Below are 15,215 nucleotides of genomic sequence, written 5' to 3' on the forward strand. Positions count from 1 at the left end.
ACGCCGTCCATCCCTCATGCGCTCCCGCAGATCCGGCTTTTTCGAGCATTACGAAGAGTTGATCGGTACCTGGACTCGTCGCTTGCGCAATCGCGCGCAAGCCGAGGATCTGGCGCACGACACCTTTGTGCGGGTACTTGAGGCGGATTCGGCGAAGGTGCAGCAGCCGCGCGCTTATCTGCACCAGACGGCGCGTAATATCGCGGTCGATGGTTATCGGCGGGAGGACCGGCGGGGCGTCATGGAGTCGGAGGCGGCTGACGACAGTGCGTCGTTCGCGGGCGATCCGGAGCATTACATGCACGCGATCCAGTTGGCCGATTCCATCGAACGCGCGCTCACCGAGTTGCCGCTCAACTGCCGCAAGATCTTTGTCTGGCAGAAGATCGAAGGCCTGACGCAGGCGGAAATTGCCGAACGCCTGGGGCTGTCCAAGAACATGGTCGAAAAGTATATGATCCGCACCCTGCGGCATCTGCGTGAGCGGCTGGATGGCTTGCAATCATGAGCGCTCGCACCTTTTCATTCTCAGCCGGACAGGACATTCCATGATGGAAACTCGTGATTGCGCCTGTGGGCAAGCGGCGGTGCGTGACGAGGCGGCGGCGTGGTTCGTGCGTTTGCAGGAGCCGAATGTCAGCGTCGAAGAACAGCAGCGCTTCGACGCCTGGCTGAACGAGCATCCGCAGCACCACGAAGAGTTTCAGCTGCTGCAGGGCTTGTGGATGGCGGCTGATCTGCTGCCGACCTCGCGCCTCCAAGCAATGGTTGTACCTGCGCCGACTCGTCGCGAACGCCGTCCGTTGTTGCGTTATGGCGTGGCCGCGAGCGTCCTCGCCGTTGCGCTGGGACTGGGCCTGTTCAGTGGACTGAATCATTTGGGCGGTTACCGCGCCGAATTCGCCACAACGCTTGGCGAGCGCAAACACGTGGCGTTGCCGGACGGTTCGGTGATCGATCTGAACAGTCGCAGCTGCTTGCAGGTGCGTTATGAGCAGCATCGACGGGTAATCGAGTTGAGCGCGGGCGAGGCGATGTTCAGCGTTGCACATGACGCCTCGCGGCCTTTTATTGTCGAGGCCGGCAGCGGCAAGGTCACGGTCACCGGTACGCGTTTCGATGTACGCCGCGATGCCAATCAAACTCGCGTGGCGGTGGAGCAGGGTACGGTGAAAGTGCAGGGGAGTGATGCCCCGCACGACAAGTTCGTCAACCTGACCGCCGGCCTCGGCACCGCGGTTGATGCCCAAGGCAACGTCCTGCCGGCCTACGCGGTCGACCCGGCGCAGCTGAGCGCGTGGCGTAACGGCAAACTGGTGTTCAACAACGCCAGCCTCAGCGAAGTGGCGGCCGAAGTATCGCGCTATCGCGACAAGCCGCTGGTCGTGTCCCAACCGGACGTGGCCAGCCTGCGCCTGACCAGCGTGTTCAAAACCGACGACACCGACGCGTTGCTCAAGGCCCTGCCGACCATTTTGCCGGTGGCCGTGCGCACCCTCGCCGACGGCAGTCAGGAAATAATTTCCAGATAGCATTCAGGTTTTTTCCGAGTTCATCGTCTTCCTGGTCAACTGCAACTGGTTTGCATTAACAGCCGCACACTCTTGCGATCCACAGGACTCCGTACGACGTGAACATCACCACCCATCACAATAAAAAATCCCCTTGGTTGCCCCTGGCGCTGGCGCTCGCGGTCAATGCAGCGATGCCGTTGGCGTTTGCCGCTGAAGCCATTCATATCCGCGCGCAACCGCTGGGCCAGGCGCTGAGCGAACTGGGCCAGCAAACCTCGCTGCAGGTGTTCTTCAACCCCGAGCTGGTGGCCGGCAAACAGGCGTCTGCGGTCGACGGCGACCTCTCACCGGAGCAGGCCTTGCGCCAGTTGTTGCAAGGCAGCGGCCTCGACTATCAGATCAACGAAGGCTCGGTGACGCTTGCACCAGCATCCACCTCTGCAACCGGCAATGGTCCGCTGGAGCTCGGCGTGACCGACATCAAAGTGGTCGGCGACTGGCTCGGTGACGCCGACGCAGCGGTGGTGCAAAACCACCCGGGCGCGCGAACCGTGATCCGCCGCGAAGCCATGGTCGAGCAGGGCGCGATGAACGTCAGCGACGTGCTCAAACGTGTGCCCGGCGTGCAAGTGCAGGACGCCAATGGCACTGGCGGCAGTGATATTTCCCTCAACGTCGGCGTGCGCGGTCTGACTTCGCGCCTGTCGCCACGCTCGACCGTGCTGATCGACGGCATACCTGCCGCGTTTGCCCCCTATGGCCAGCCCCAATTGTCAATGGCGCCGATTTCTTCGGGCAACCTCGACAGCATCGACGTGGTGCGTGGCGCCGGTTCCGTGCGTTACGGGCCGCAGAACGTGGGTGGCGTGATCAACTTCGTGACCCGCGCGATCCCGGAGAAAACCACCGGCGAAATCGGTACCACCCTGGAAACGACTCAGTACGGCGGCTGGAAACACATCGACACGGCGTTCCTCGGCGGTACCGCCGACAACGGCATGGGCGTCGCGCTGCTGTACTCCGGCGTCAACGGCCACGGGTATCGCGAGCGCAACAACGGCAATGACATCGACGACGTGCTGCTCAAGACGCACTGGGCGCCGACCGATCAGGACGATTTCAGTCTCAATTTCCACTATTACGACGCCAGCGCCGACATGCCCGGCGGTCTGACCCAACGTCAGTACGACGACAAACCGTACGAATCGGTGCGTGACTACGACCAGTTCACAGGCCGACGCAAGGACGTGTCGTTCAAGTGGATTCGTCAGATCGACGAGCGCACACAAGCAGAAATCCTCACCTACTACACCGACAGCTTTCGCGGCAGTACCATCGCCGCGCGCGATCAGCGCACCCTCAGCTCCTACCCCCGTTCTTACTACACCCTGGGCATCGAGCCGCGCGTGTCGCGGGTTTTCGATGTCGGTCCGACCACGCAGGAAGTCAGCGTCGGTTATCGCTATCTGAAAGAGGCCATGCACGAGGAGTCGAGCCGTCTGGCGCTGGTCAACAATCAGCCGGTGACCACGCCCACCTCCGACGGTCATGTGTTCCAGGATCGCACCGGCGGCACTGAAGCCAACTCGGTGTATGTCGACAACAAGATCGACGTCGGTAGCTGGACCATCACCCCGGGCATTCGCTTCGAACACATCAGCACCGATTGGCATGACCGCGCCGTGCTCGACACGGCTGGCCGGCCGGTCCCGGAAAAAAATCGCAGTATCGAAAGCAACGAACCGCTGCCGGCGCTGAGCGTGATGTATCACCTGTCCGATGCCTGGAAGCTGTTCGCCAACTACGAAACCTCGTTTGGCAGCCTGCAATATTTCCAGCTCGGCCAGGGCGGTTCCGGTGACAGCACCGCCAATGGTCTGGAGCCGGAAAAGGCCAAGACCTACGAGATCGGCACGCGCTACAACGATGATGTGTGGGGCGGTGAAGTGACGCTGTTCTACATCGACTTCGATGACGAACTGCAATACATCAGCAACGACGTCGGCTGGACCAACCTTGGCGCGACCAAACACCAGGGCATCGAAGCTTCGATGCACTACGACATGGCTGCCCTCGACCCGCGCCTCGATGGCCTGACGGCCAACGCTGGCTTCACTTATACCCGCGCGACGTATGAAGGCGAGATCCCCGGCTTCAAGGGCCGCGATCTGCCGTTCTATTCGCGGCAGGTGGCCACGGTCGGTTTGCGATACGACATCAATCGCTGGACTTACAACATCGACGGCTTCGCTCAATCGAAACAGCGTTCACCGGGCACGGGGGTGAATGCGGATGGCAGCTTCAATGGCAACTACATTACCGAAGGCACGGCAGACGGGCAGTACGGCGACATTCCGGGTTACGTGACCTGGAACGTGCGCGGAGGCTATGACTTCGGCGCGCAGGTGTCGAATCTCAAGCTCGGCGCCGGGGTGAAAAACATCTTCGACAAGCAGTACTTCACCCGCTCAAGCGACAACAACTCAGGGATGTATGTCGGTGCGCCACGCACGTTCTTCGTGCAGGCCAGCGTCGGTTTTTAAAACACAAGATCAAAAGATCGCAGCCTTCAGCAGCTCCTACAGGGGAACGCAAACCCATGCAGGAGCTGCCGAAGGCTGCGATCTTTTGCTTTAGACCTTGAGGACTTTGCCGCCAATCGCCACAGCCACCAGCAACACCGCCATCAGCCCAAAGGCAAAACTCAGGCTACTGGCATGCGCAACGAAACCGATCACCGCCGGCCCGGCGAGAATCCCGGCATAACCGAGCGTGGTAATCGCCGGCACCGCGATGCTTTCCGGCATCACCGTCTGCTTGCCCACCGCGGTGTACAGCACCGGCACGATGTTGGAACAACCGGCACCGACCAGCGCGTACCCGACCAGCGCCGCTTGCCAGCTCGGCGCGAAGGTGGCGAGAAACAATCCCGCCGCCGCCAACAGACCACCAAACAAAATGATCCGCGTGGCCCCAAGCTTGCGCACGATGCGGTCGCCCAGCAGACGTCCCACCGTCATCGTCAGGGCAAACGCTGCGTAGCCCATTCCCGCGTAAGCCGTGTCGATGCCCCGTTCCTGGGCCAGGAATACCGCGCTCCAGTCCAGCGCCGCGCCTTCGGTGAGGAAAACGATAAAGCACATGCCGCCGATAAACAGCACGATGCCGTGAGGGATGGCAAACGCCGGCCCCGAGCTTTCGCTGCCATAGGGCAACATGTGCGGCACACACTTGAGCAAGGCGCCGATCAGCAACACCACGACCACCAGCATCGCCGCCAGTGGAGTCAGGCCGAGGCCGAGCAGGGCGCTGACGCCTGCCGCGCCGACGATGCCGCCCAGGCTGAACAAACCGTGGAACCCCGACATCATGTGCTTGCCGCTGGCGCGCTCGACGATCACCGCTTGCAGGTTCACCGTCGAATCCACCGTGCCCAGGCCTGCGCCGAACATGAACAGCGTGGCGATCAGCGCCGGAATCGACGACACCGTCGCCAGCAACGGCAGTGCCGCGCAGATCAGCAAGGTGCCGCCAGTGGCTACGCGTCGGCAACCAAAACGCGTGGCGAGAATCCCCGCCAGCGGCATCGCCAGAATCGAGCCGACACCCAGGCACAGCAGCAGTAATCCCAGCGTGCCCTCATCCAGCCCGGCCCGCGCCTTGGCATACGGCACCAGCGGCGCCCACGCGGCGATGCCGAGGCCAGCGATGAAAAAAGCGACGCGGGTGGACATCTGTTGCAGACGTCCGGGGACGAACGTGTCTTGGGGGTTGAGGCTGGTCATATCGATCCTTGGCAAAAAAACAACTGCATCCCGAGTGACATTCTGCTGGCGTTGAGGTTCGATCTCAGGCCTTTCGGGGCGTAACGGTGAACATCCTACCCTGTGGGAGCGGGCTGGCTCGCGAAGGCGGTATGTCAGGCGAAGAATATTTGACTGGCTCACCGCTTTCGCGAGCAAGCCCGCTCCCACAGGGTGTGTATTAATCATTAGAGTGGTGTTCATCCATACGAAGGCAAAGGGCAGGCAATGACGAGCTTCTACGACGCACGCGGCAATATCTACGCTGTGGTCTCACCCCAAGCCTTGCGCGAGGCCGGGATTGCTTTGCCGGTCAGCGCCGCCGAGTGCGCCGGGTCTCGGCAGCAATGGAGCGAAGCCGCCATCGCCCTGTGCTGCCATTGGCCCGACGGCCAGCGCCCGGCCAACAGCAAGCCTCACCGCAGCGATGGCCTGCTGATCGGCCCGTTCCAGGCATTGGCGCCGTTCGATGTGCTAATCGTCAACACCGACGGCAGCCTAGCCGAGCGCAGCGGTAACGGTCTGACGATTTTTTCTCAGGCATTGATCGAGCAAGGCTTGCTGCCGGAGCAGGGCGCCGTGCTGCGCGTTCATCATGACAAGGGCGAAGCGCTGGAAACCGCGGTGACACCGGCCGAAGTCGAAGGCGTGCGCGGTTTCTGGCTCGACCTCGGTCAGCCTGGCTTCGGCCCGGAGGCTGTGGGTGCGCAGACGGTTGCAAACGTTCAGTTCAACAATCGCGACGTCAGCCATGTCCAGCCCCTGGCGGAACTCGATTCTGACTGGAGCTACAGCCAATTCGTCCGTATCGGCAATCCGCACTGTGTAACGCTGCTCGGCGATGCGTCCGCTTTGCCGAGCAACGAACAGATGGGTGAATCGCCCCTGAACGAACGGCTGACGGCAATTGCCTACGCCATGCCCACCGGTGCCGGAAATCCCTGCCCTGCGGGCGTCAATCTTCAATGGGCTGTGCTGGCGTCGCCGCAGCAAGTCCTCGCCCGGGTATTCGAGCGTGGCGAAGGACCAACCGCATCATCCGGTACCAGCGCCAGTGCGGTCGCGTGTGCTGCGTGGCGGGTGGGTTGGGTCGAGGCAGGGGAGGTGCGGGTGGTCATGCCGGGTGGCACGGCACCGGTTTTGCTTGAGGTTTCGGAAGGGGAGTTGCTGCGAGTGAAATTGTTCGGCACGGCGCGGTTGATGGATTGACTCGGTCGACGCCATCGCTGCCAAGGCAGGCTCCCACGGGTTTTGCATTCGGGCGCAATCATGTGTTCAACACAAAACCTGTCGGAGCCTGGCTTGCCAGCGATAAGGCCATCAGCCCCGCGCGAAATCTCAGCTGAACTCCACCACCGGCATCTGCCGTTTCATCAACACCTTGGCGCCACGAATCGAGTACAGCGGCAGGCCCTGGCTGCGGATCACTTCGTAATCGCTGTCCGCCGAAAGAATCAGCAGGTTCGCCGGGCGGCCCTGTTCAAGGCCATAACGCTCGCCCAGGTGCATGGCCTTGGCGCTGTTGTCGGTGACCAGGTCCAGGGCACTTTGCAGGTTGCGATAGCCGAGCATGTGGCAGATGTGCAGGCCGGCTTCGAGCACGCGCAGGATGTTGCCGTTGCCCAGCGGATACCACGGGTCGACGATCGAGTCCTGACCGAAACAGACGTTCATTCCGGCTTCGAGCAGTTCGTTGACGCGGGTCACGCCGCGGCGTTTGGGGAAGTTGTCGAAGCGTCCTTGCAGGTGAATGCTTTCGGTCGGGCAGGAGACGAAACTGATCCCGGAATGGCCGAGCAGGCGGAACAGTTTGGCGCAGTAGGCGTTGTCGTAAGAGCCCATCGCCGTGGTGTGGCTGGCGGTGACGCGGGCGCCCATGTCGCGGCTGCGCGCTTCTTCGGCGAGCACTTCGAGGAAGCGCGAGTGTGGGTCGTCGGTCTCATCGCAATGCACGTCGACCAGGCACCCGGTACGCTCGGCCAGGTCCATCAGGAACTTCACCGAGCTGACGCCCTGATCGCGCGTGTACTCGAAATGCGGAATCCCGCCGACCACATCGGCGCCCATGCGGATTGCTTCTTCCATCAACTCGCGGCCGTTGCGGAACGACTCGATGCCTTCCTGCGGGAACGCGACGATTTGCAGGTCGATCAGGTGGCGGCTTTCCTCGCGCACTTCAAGCATGGCCTTGAGCGCAGTGAGTTGCGGGTCGGTGACGTCGACATGGGTGCGCACGTGCTGGATGCCGTGGGCGGCCAGCGCCTGAATGGTCTTCTTGGCGCGGGTCTTGGTGTCTTCTTCGGTGATGGTGACCTTGCGTTCGCCCCAGCACTCGATGCCTTCGAACAGTGTGCCGCTCATGTTCCAGCGCGGCTCGCCGGCGGTGAGGGTGGCGTCGAGGTGAATGTGCGGCTCGACGAAGGGCGGCACCACCAGATTGCCACCGGCGTCGAGGTCGTCCGGGCCGAGGGTCGGCGCTTCGGTCTGCCGGGCGATGCTGTGGATCAGACCGTTTTCCAGGTGCAATTCGTGCAGGCCTTCCTGGTTGCGCAGGCGGGCGTTGATGATGTGCATCAGGCGAATCCTTTTATAGATCTTGTAGTGGTGCGCTGACGCGACGGGCGCCGAGCAGACCGGTGACGATGACATACGTTAGCGCGGCAGCGGCGATCCCTACCAGCGGCGCGACCCACGGCGAACTGAACGCAGCAATGGTGCCCACCCCGTAGGCCCCGAGCCCCGGCCAGTTGAACGCCGGCAACCGTGCGTCGGCCAGACGCGGATAGTGCCCGCGCCAGCGGTAGAAAAAGTCCGCCATGATCACCCCGCCAATCGGCGGGATCACCGTGCCGAGCAAAATCAGATAGGGCACCAGCATGTCGTACATGCCGAGCAAGGCGAGCACCGTGCCGATCACCGCGCCACCCAGGGTCACGGTTCTGCGCCGGCCGGTGCGCAGCAGGTTGCAACCGGCGACGGCGAAGTTGTAGATGGTGTTGTCCTGCGTACTCCAGATGTTCAGCAGCAGCATGGCCATCGCGGCCATGGCGAAGCCCTGCAACAGCAGCACTTCGACCACATCCGGTTGCTGATAGACGATCGCGCCGTACGCGCCGATCAGCACCATCAGGCCGTTGCCGATGAAAAAACCGATCAGGCTGGCCAGCACTGCCACTTTTGCCGAGCGCGAAAATCGCGTCCAGTTGGTGGCTTGCGTTGCGCCGCTGACAAAGGTGCCGAATACCAGCGTGATCGCCGTCGACCAGTCCAGCGAGCCGCTCGGCACCACGCTGAGCAAGCCTTCGAAGCCGCCGACTTTCACGGTCGCTGCCCACATCGACAGCATCAGCAGCAACATCATCGCTGGCACCGCAACGTACGAGAGAATTTCCAGTCCGCGATAACCGATGTACGCCGTAGCGCAAAAGCCCAGCCCGAACAGCACCATCAGGCCGAGCACCGTGGCCTCATCGAGGCTGAAATACTTGCCGATCACCACTGCCGCCGTCGCCGTGCCCCAGGCGTACCAGCCAATCTGGGTGAAGCCGAGGATCAGGTCGCTGAGCTTGCTGCCCACTTCGCCAAAACAGAAACGGCCCATCAGCACCGAGTTGAGGCCGCTTTTGAAGGCGATGTAACCCAGGCCTGCCGCGTACAGACCGAGCAACAGGTTGCCGACGATGATCACCGCCATCATCTCGGCAAAGCCGAACGCCACCCCCAGCTTGCCGCCGGCAAACATGGTCGCGGTGAAAAAGGTGAAGCCGAGTAACACCATCGCCGTCGAAGCCAGGCCTTTGCGCGCGTGCATCGGGACTTCACTGAGCGGGTAATCGTTGCCGGAGGTGTTCTGCGTCATGGGGCAGTCCTTGCTGGAAGGGAGAAGACGCGGGAGGGTTGCAGCGGTCGTGCCAATCAATGGCAATGCGCGGTATGTATGGAGAAGGCGGCGATATTCGGCGCGAAATGGTGCACCTGACTTCATCCAAGCCCGCTCCCACAGGGGATTTGTGTTGGGTCAAAGAAAGCGCAGCCGGGCGGCGGCGATAGCTTAGGAGGCGTTCTGGCGAGGTGGCGGCCTGAAGTCAAACACATGGCCCCGGCAGCCAGACCGTCACGGGCCTGTCCTCTTGGCGGGGAAGCGGACAGCACAGGCATAAAAAAACAGCCGTAAAGGCTGTTTATTCGTTGGCTGACACGCCGCCTTCCCTGTGGGAGCGGGCTTGCTCGCGAAAGCGGTGTGTCAGCCAACAAATGTGCTGATTGACAGCATGCCTTCGCGAGCAAGCCCGCTCCCACAAGGTTTTGTATCGGTCTGCGGGTCGGTCATTCCCCGCGATAAATACACCCGCTGGTGCAGGTCTCATGAATGCGGATCGCGCTGAGTTCCGGCAACAATGGCTTCATCTCGTTCCAGATGAATTTGGCCAGCACTTCGCTGGTCGGGTTTTCCAGGCCAGGAATGTCGTTCAGGTAATTGTGGTCGAGACGCTCGTACAGAGGCTTGAAAATCGCTTTGATCTCGGAGAAGTCGCGAATCCAGCCAGTGTGCGGATCGAGGTCGCCGCTCAGGTGCAACGCGACCTTGAACGAGTGGCCGTGCAGGCGGCCGCACTTGTGGCCGTCCGGGACGTGCGGCAGGCGGTGGGCGGATTCGAAAGTAAACTCTTTGAAGATTTCCACGGTATGACCTGTAGGGCTTGAATTTAGCGGGATCTGTTGAATTGTCAGTTGCTGGTGTACTGATCAATGTACTGATTGGTCGTTGCTGGGGTTCAAATCGAGCATCCACTGCGAGATAGCAGACTGACGCCAGGCGACCGAGTTGGGGCCTATTCTAACCTGTTTCGGGAAGGTGCCCTCCCTGATCCGGCGATAAACCGTGTTACGGCCAAGACCGGTTGTGTGAAGCACCTCGTCGAGGCGCAGGAAACGATCGATGTTTTCTGTCGCTGCCATTTGAAACTCCTCGCCGATTTCGGCTTGGCTTGAATTAATGCCGCGCGTGGCGGCAGAAGGTGGTGATCAGTTGGTCGGAGTGGCCGTGAAGTCTTGGCCGAGTTTCCACGCGATGTAGCAGCGGGTCAGCGCAGCAGAAGGCGCACCCGTAAATCCGACGTGGCCAAATCCCTGGGCCGCGAACTGCGCGCCGTGCCCGAACAGGGTCAAGATTCCTGCCTGCGTCATCTCCTGAATCAAAATCGCTGAGTCGCCGAGGTTCGAGTCGGGTCGGAAGGGGAAGGGCTCGCCGCCGGGGCCTGTATCGCGGTACAGGCATGGGCCGGAGGCGTACAGCTTGATTCCCTTCCTTTCTTCCATGCCCTGGGCTCGGGCAGCCCACAGAGCCAGGTCGGCGCCTTCCAAGTCTTGGATGGATACTTTTTCGCGCATACGAATTCCTCGCCCGCCGTACACCGGCAGGCTGTTGAGTTGGGGGAGGGGTTACGAGTTGTTTGCGATGTCGGCTTCGGCCATCTCGCAAAAAAACGAGCAGGACGGGATCTTCTCGTTTCGCCGCACTGGGCCTTCGCCGAGGTCGCGAAGGGAAAACCGCACGTTGGTAGTTCGGTTGCGGAAAAGGTAGGAGCCTTCGCCCAAGTCGTCTTGGATCAGGCACAGCCCCTCAAATTGCTCCGGAAAATCTTCCCGAATAGCACGGAAATAACCTTCGCCACCCTTCACGCAGCCGATGCAGTTGGCGTTGTCGTAGCCCATGCGGTACATCAGCGGCAGCTCAATACCGGCGCGCTCGATCATTGCCTTGCAGTCTTCCTTGCCCAGGCCGCGATCAATCAGCGGTGCAATAACCGGCCGATCAGGGTTGCGCTCGCGGAAGTCAGCCAGGCGATCAGCCTCTTCGGCGGTATAGCCGAACACCATTACGTCACCTGGCTGCTTCCAGGTGTCGAGCAGCCTGCGCTTGAGCAGCTTGGTGCATGGCGCGCCGTATTGGTTCTTCATGTACCGCTCGCGCCGGAACACCTCCTGAGCGTCAGCGCCGTATTTCTCATCCCGCAGCACAGTCACCTGGCGGCCGAACCACGCTTCGCAGTCCAGGGCGAAGCGGCGGTTGTCGGGATGCTCATTTGCCAGGAATGCATTGACGATTTGCACGTCGTGAGTGGCGCCGTATTCGGTCAGGGCCAGCTTGGTGGCCACCGCCGAGGCAGCGCCGCAACTGAACTGACAGACAATCCTGTTGTTCATCATCGAGGCCCCTTGTAGCAGTACACGTAGACGAACCAGGTGAGGGCGATCATGGCGTCACCGCCTGCGTGTTGCAGAGCACCACGGAATATCCTTGAGGACTGTCATCGGCGACCAGCGCCTCAACCGTGCCGAGTTCGGCCAAGGCCTTTTTGGCTGCCGGCTCATTGGCGTACAGAGCTGTCTGCTCTGCGCTGATCCAGATGCTCAGACCGGTTCCGCTGAATCCATTGTCACTCCATCGACTGGTGGATTCTGCGTCTGCCTTTCTGTCCTCCAAATAATCTCGCGTCCGGCAGCAGGGACAGATGTAGGTTTCGTCCTGCGGGTCCCAGCCTTCGCCAGACCCCGCGTCGAACAGAAACCCACCATCGCGACATTCCCAGTCACCAGGCGCGTAACCGCACGCTGGAGTGACCTTTTGTTTTTTGCTCATCCGATCACCGCCTTTATGGTCAGTACCAATGGAAGCCAGAAGAAGAGGGTGCAGCCGAGTAAGCACTTGGTCACCATGGGGCAGCCTTCCTTACGTCCTCGACGGTGACGATGTGGGGGATGACGTCCTTGATGGTGAAGAATTCCGGTTGGCAGTGCTTCCGCGCCCAGGCCATGAGCGGCCGCATTGCCTGCGCCAAGTCAGCCTTCGCGGCGGCGTCGAGCGTTGGGTAATTGTCGACCCACTCGCCGGCGTCGCTTTCGTAGGCGCGGTCGCACATGTGTTCGAGCAAATCGTCTTGGTCTGGCAGAAAGCTCGCCGGGTCGTCTTTACACTCGGTGCCGCGATAGACCGTATCGCCCTCGTATAGGCCGGGCCTGAAGCTGGCCGGGTGCCCGTCGCCGCAGCTGTCATGGCCGTAGTTGTCTTTGAGCAAGTCGGTCAGGCTGTCGTAATCCCACGAACCGTTCTCGCCGGAGAGCGACCACTTCTCGCCAGTTGCCGGAGCTTCATAGTCTGGAATCGAGTTCGCCGCAGCGATCGGTAGGGCCGCCCTGAACTGTTCGAGATATTCGGCTGGCTTCGATCCCCAGCGATTAAGCAGGCACTCGTCATCAACCGGCGCGCCTTCGTCTTCTGGCTCTCCTGACGGTTCGCCCGGCACCATGAAGAACTCACGCTCGACAGCCTGGAGAAGGTCGGAGAAGTGTTTGGTGTTTTCGATGTTGACCAACAGCGTCGACAGTTCGTGGTTGGAGCTGAGGCCGAACAGGTTGTAGATCCGGGCCAGCTCTGGCTTATGCTTGGGCATGACTTCGTCCTTGCCGCTATAGCGGCTAAAATATGTACAAGGGAATTGGAGCTGTAGAGGTATTGAAACCAGCCGTCCGTAACCGCTTCGGCGCCGTTGCGCTTCGTTCGATCAGGTCTATCTTTGGAGGAGTTTTAAGCCCCTATCAAGGAACAGGCAGGAGGGCGGTATGAGGCTTCGCGGCGACATTTTCTGGGCTTGGGCAGATCCCGAGATCCACAACCGAACACATGATGAAACTCTCAGTAATGGAACTCACATCGACGTGCAGGTCAGGCTATCTCGTACCGGCGAAACTCAAATGTTCATCGGTGTTTATGCTTCCGGTGGCATGGCGTTGCATGAAGAAACCGTTAACCCAAGTCCGGGTGAATCAATGACCAGAGCTATGGCTTGGGGCGTAAGCCGAGCTCGTCAGTTGGCTGCTGCTGGAAGTGCGAGTCCTAAGTCAGCGTCCTCGAAATAGCGGCTGACTTTGAAGGGGGAGGGAGTGGCCTTTTGCCTCAATAGGCGAAGCGGCCTATATGGTTGAAACTTACTGTTCTGTCAGCCGGTGCCTATAGGAAGAGGACATGTCACACAGCCTGGATAGGCCGATCGCCCACCAATATCGAGGGCATGAAGTCATCATCAAATTCGACTGGGACAAGCCGAACGACGAAGCCCCTGTGGGTGCTCATGTCATTGAGGCCAGTGAAGTACCAGGTTTTGCCAACACTGTTGCCGATCTCACTGGCCCGTGGGACGACTATCAAAGCGCGTTGGCGGAGGCGCTGGCCACTGCTGAGCGATGGGTCGACAGTCAGCTGCCTTGACTCAAGCTGCTAGCTGCTCCAGCGGTTGTTGACGCAGCGCAGCCTGTACTGCCTCAACCACCCGGCGCAGGTAGTTGAATTCGTAATTCTCCTCGACCGCCTTGTCGCCAACCGGGTAGTGCCACTCATCGCCAAACAGTTCAGTCAGCAGCCTGTCGTGATGCCAGCACTCGTTTGGCGACTCCACGCTTCGCAGAACGTCGATGTCATGCCAGAGCTCACGCGCCTCATCCTTGCTCAGCTCATCAAGCTCCCAGTCATGTCGGCCGGTCTGTTGCCGGCGGCGCTGGACGATGCATTTTTTCGCGAAGGCGTGAAGGGCATTCCCGCTGAACCGCGTGCTGCTGATACCGCGATCGAGGCAGTTCAGGACGTAGTGCCAATCACAGTCGGCCACGAACTCGGCCACCGTGCGCGGACCCATCCCGCCCCAGTAGGCGCTCCAGCTTTTGTCCCAGCAATTGACCGTGATCTTGCCCTGGGCGGTCTGATAGCTCGGGTCGGATTCAGTAGGGCAGTCGCGGCGGCCGAAGTCCTCGAGGAACACGGTAATCGCGTCGAGACGCGGCGCGCCGGTGATAACCAGCTTGGTCACAGTCGAGCGCTCAACCTTCAGCGGCTCGGCCGTTTTGTTTTCTGTGGGCATGGGGCGTCCTATGCCGGGGCATGCCCGGGCGGTGGGGGGGGGTTATGCGGCGGCTTTGAGCGCTTCAATAATTCGCTGGCCAGCAAGCGGCGGAACAGCGTTGCCAGCCATGTGCATGGTCAGCCGGTGGTTGTCGGGACGCAGGGTATCGGCGGGGAACGACATTGCGGCCAGTGCTTCGTTGGCTGACAGCATTCGCATCTCGTCGCCGCGTACCAAAGCCCAGCGGTCGAGCGTGGTGATGGTTCCGATCGGGCGGTTGATATCGCGGCCGGTCAGCCCGGAGCCTTTGCCGTAGTAGGGCATGATGAACTGATCGCCGAATCGCTCTCGGCCGTTGCGCACCCGGTCGAGCGTAGCTTGTGCACGTCCCGGCTTCTCGATTGGTGACCAGCGTCCAGCGTCGAACTGGAGGAAGCTGGCGGCGGGAACGTGCTGGCGCCGGTGCAGCACGAGCATGAGCGGCGACTTGCTTCGGGTGCAGACCAGGAACAGGCGCACTCGGTGCTGCGGCACGCCAAGGTCAGCACAGTCGACCACATGCGGCGCAATCATGTAGCCAAGCGCTGCCATGGCTTGCGACCAGGCTGGATATAGTGCCCAGTCCGTGAACTCTTCGACGTTCTCGACCAGCACCACTTCGGGCTTGTGGTACTCGGCGGCGGACACAACCGCCCAGGCTGTCGAGCGGGATGCGTCGTGCTGTGAATTGCCTGACTTCTTGCCCCGAGCCTTCGAATGGCCTTGGCAGCAGGGTGACGCGAGCATGATGTCGTGAGCGGGCACCTTCGACCAATCCGCCTGATGCAGGTCTTGGCAGATGTGAATCGCTTCTGGATGGTTGGCGCTGTGCCATTCGACGGCGACCGGCCAGTGGTTGGCCGCCCAGATAACTTCGATACCGGCGTTACGCGCACCGGTGGACCATCCGCCGAGACCGGCGAACAAGTCGATTGCTGTGGGCATAGGAATACCTCGCCGGT

General features: G+C 61.1%; 17 protein-coding genes. 6 read left to right on the plus strand and 11 right to left on the minus strand.

What is annotated here, in order from left to right:
- The first annotated feature begins 16 nt into the window (after nucleotides 1-16).
- The 3 genes from ACIGDJ_RS05060 (at nucleotide 17) to ACIGDJ_RS05070 (ending at nucleotide 4,057) form a co-directional block, all read left to right on the plus strand.
- Nucleotides 17-508, plus strand: coding sequence for a sigma-70 family RNA polymerase sigma factor (locus tag ACIGDJ_RS05060; RefSeq protein ID WP_101158829.1), 492 nt, complete (start codon nucleotides 17-19; stop codon nucleotides 506-508).
- A gap of 40 nt (nucleotides 509-548) precedes the next feature.
- Nucleotides 549-1,532 (plus strand): FecR family protein, encoded by a 984-nt coding sequence (locus ACIGDJ_RS05065; protein ID WP_397478731.1) that lies wholly within the window; start codon nucleotides 549-551, stop codon nucleotides 1,530-1,532.
- Between the two features lie 98 nt (nucleotides 1,533-1,630).
- A complete protein-coding gene (locus tag ACIGDJ_RS05070; protein ID WP_397478732.1) occupies nucleotides 1,631-4,057 on the plus strand; it encodes a TonB-dependent siderophore receptor in 2,427 nt (808 codons plus the stop codon).
- Nucleotides 4,058-4,147: 90 nt separating this feature from the next.
- Here ACIGDJ_RS05070 and ACIGDJ_RS05075 read toward each other — a convergent pair whose 3' ends face one another.
- Entirely contained in the window at nucleotides 4,148-5,299 is a 1,152-nt protein-coding gene (locus tag ACIGDJ_RS05075; RefSeq protein ID WP_101158826.1) for an MFS transporter, read from the minus strand.
- A gap of 246 nt (nucleotides 5,300-5,545) precedes the next feature.
- Here ACIGDJ_RS05075 and ACIGDJ_RS05080 point away from each other — a divergent pair, with 246 nt between their 5' ends.
- A complete protein-coding gene (locus tag ACIGDJ_RS05080; protein WP_397478733.1) occupies nucleotides 5,546-6,526 on the plus strand; it encodes a diaminopimelate epimerase in 981 nt (326 codons plus the stop codon).
- Between the two features lie 129 nt (nucleotides 6,527-6,655).
- On the opposite strand, the gene codA is transcribed toward ACIGDJ_RS05080, so the two are convergent.
- The 8 genes from codA to ACIGDJ_RS05120 all read right to left on the minus strand — a co-directional run bounded on the left by codA (nucleotide 6,656) and on the right by ACIGDJ_RS05120 (nucleotide 12,771).
- Nucleotides 6,656-7,891 carry a cytosine deaminase gene (gene codA, locus ACIGDJ_RS05085; protein ID WP_397478734.1) on the minus strand — a complete coding sequence of 412 codons (1,236 nt, stop codon included), beginning with the start codon at nucleotides 7,889-7,891 and terminating at the stop codon, nucleotides 6,656-6,658.
- Between the two features lie 13 nt (nucleotides 7,892-7,904).
- Nucleotides 7,905-9,176, minus strand: a complete 1,272-nt coding sequence (codB, locus tag ACIGDJ_RS05090; protein WP_313006070.1) for a cytosine permease — start codon at nucleotides 9,174-9,176, stop codon at nucleotides 7,905-7,907.
- Nucleotides 9,177-9,643: 467 nt separating this feature from the next.
- On the minus strand, nucleotides 9,644-10,000 hold the full coding sequence (queD, locus tag ACIGDJ_RS05095) for a 6-carboxytetrahydropterin synthase QueD (RefSeq protein ID WP_007915588.1): 357 nt from the start codon (nucleotides 9,998-10,000) through the stop codon (nucleotides 9,644-9,646).
- A gap of 63 nt (nucleotides 10,001-10,063) precedes the next feature.
- Nucleotides 10,064-10,276: an AlpA family transcriptional regulator gene (locus ACIGDJ_RS05100; RefSeq protein ID WP_024013576.1), complete on the minus strand. Its 213-nt coding sequence runs from the start codon at nucleotides 10,274-10,276 to the stop codon at nucleotides 10,064-10,066.
- Nucleotides 10,277-10,342: 66 nt separating this feature from the next.
- Entirely contained in the window at nucleotides 10,343-10,708 is a 366-nt protein-coding gene (locus ACIGDJ_RS05105; RefSeq protein WP_397478735.1) for a hypothetical protein, read from the minus strand.
- Between the two features lie 51 nt (nucleotides 10,709-10,759).
- On the minus strand, nucleotides 10,760-11,524 hold the full coding sequence (locus tag ACIGDJ_RS05110; RefSeq protein ID WP_397478736.1) for a hypothetical protein: 765 nt from the start codon (nucleotides 11,522-11,524) through the stop codon (nucleotides 10,760-10,762).
- A gap of 49 nt (nucleotides 11,525-11,573) precedes the next feature.
- A complete protein-coding gene (locus tag ACIGDJ_RS05115; RefSeq protein WP_397478737.1) occupies nucleotides 11,574-11,960 on the minus strand; it encodes a hypothetical protein in 387 nt (128 codons plus the stop codon).
- 70 nt (nucleotides 11,961-12,030) lie between these two features.
- Nucleotides 12,031-12,771, minus strand: coding sequence for a hypothetical protein (locus tag ACIGDJ_RS05120; protein ID WP_071171667.1), 741 nt, complete (start codon nucleotides 12,769-12,771; stop codon nucleotides 12,031-12,033).
- Nucleotides 12,772-12,940: 169 nt separating this feature from the next.
- Here ACIGDJ_RS05120 and ACIGDJ_RS05125 point away from each other — a divergent pair, with 169 nt between their 5' ends.
- Together ACIGDJ_RS05125 and ACIGDJ_RS05130 are read left to right on the plus strand one after the other, a co-directional pair.
- Complete coding sequence (locus tag ACIGDJ_RS05125; RefSeq protein WP_083386928.1) at nucleotides 12,941-13,237, plus strand: hypothetical protein; 297 nt, start codon at nucleotides 12,941-12,943, stop codon at nucleotides 13,235-13,237.
- 106 nt (nucleotides 13,238-13,343) lie between these two features.
- Nucleotides 13,344-13,586, plus strand: coding sequence for a hypothetical protein (locus tag ACIGDJ_RS05130; protein ID WP_397478738.1), 243 nt, complete (start codon nucleotides 13,344-13,346; stop codon nucleotides 13,584-13,586).
- A 1-nt stretch (nucleotide 13,587) separates the two neighbouring features.
- On the opposite strand, the gene ACIGDJ_RS05135 is transcribed toward ACIGDJ_RS05130, so the two are convergent.
- Nucleotides 13,588-14,232: a hypothetical protein gene (locus tag ACIGDJ_RS05135; RefSeq protein ID WP_397478739.1), complete on the minus strand. Its 645-nt coding sequence runs from the start codon at nucleotides 14,230-14,232 to the stop codon at nucleotides 13,588-13,590.
- 42 nt (nucleotides 14,233-14,274) lie between these two features.
- On the minus strand, nucleotides 14,275-15,198 hold the full coding sequence (locus tag ACIGDJ_RS05140; RefSeq protein WP_397478740.1) for a DNA cytosine methyltransferase: 924 nt from the start codon (nucleotides 15,196-15,198) through the stop codon (nucleotides 14,275-14,277).
- Nucleotides 15,199-15,215: the final 17 nt, after the last annotated feature.

Origin of the sequence: Pseudomonas sp. NPDC079367, assembly GCF_044542195.1 — a bacterium.
Taxonomy (GTDB): Bacteria; Pseudomonadota; Gammaproteobacteria; order Pseudomonadales; family Pseudomonadaceae; genus Aquipseudomonas.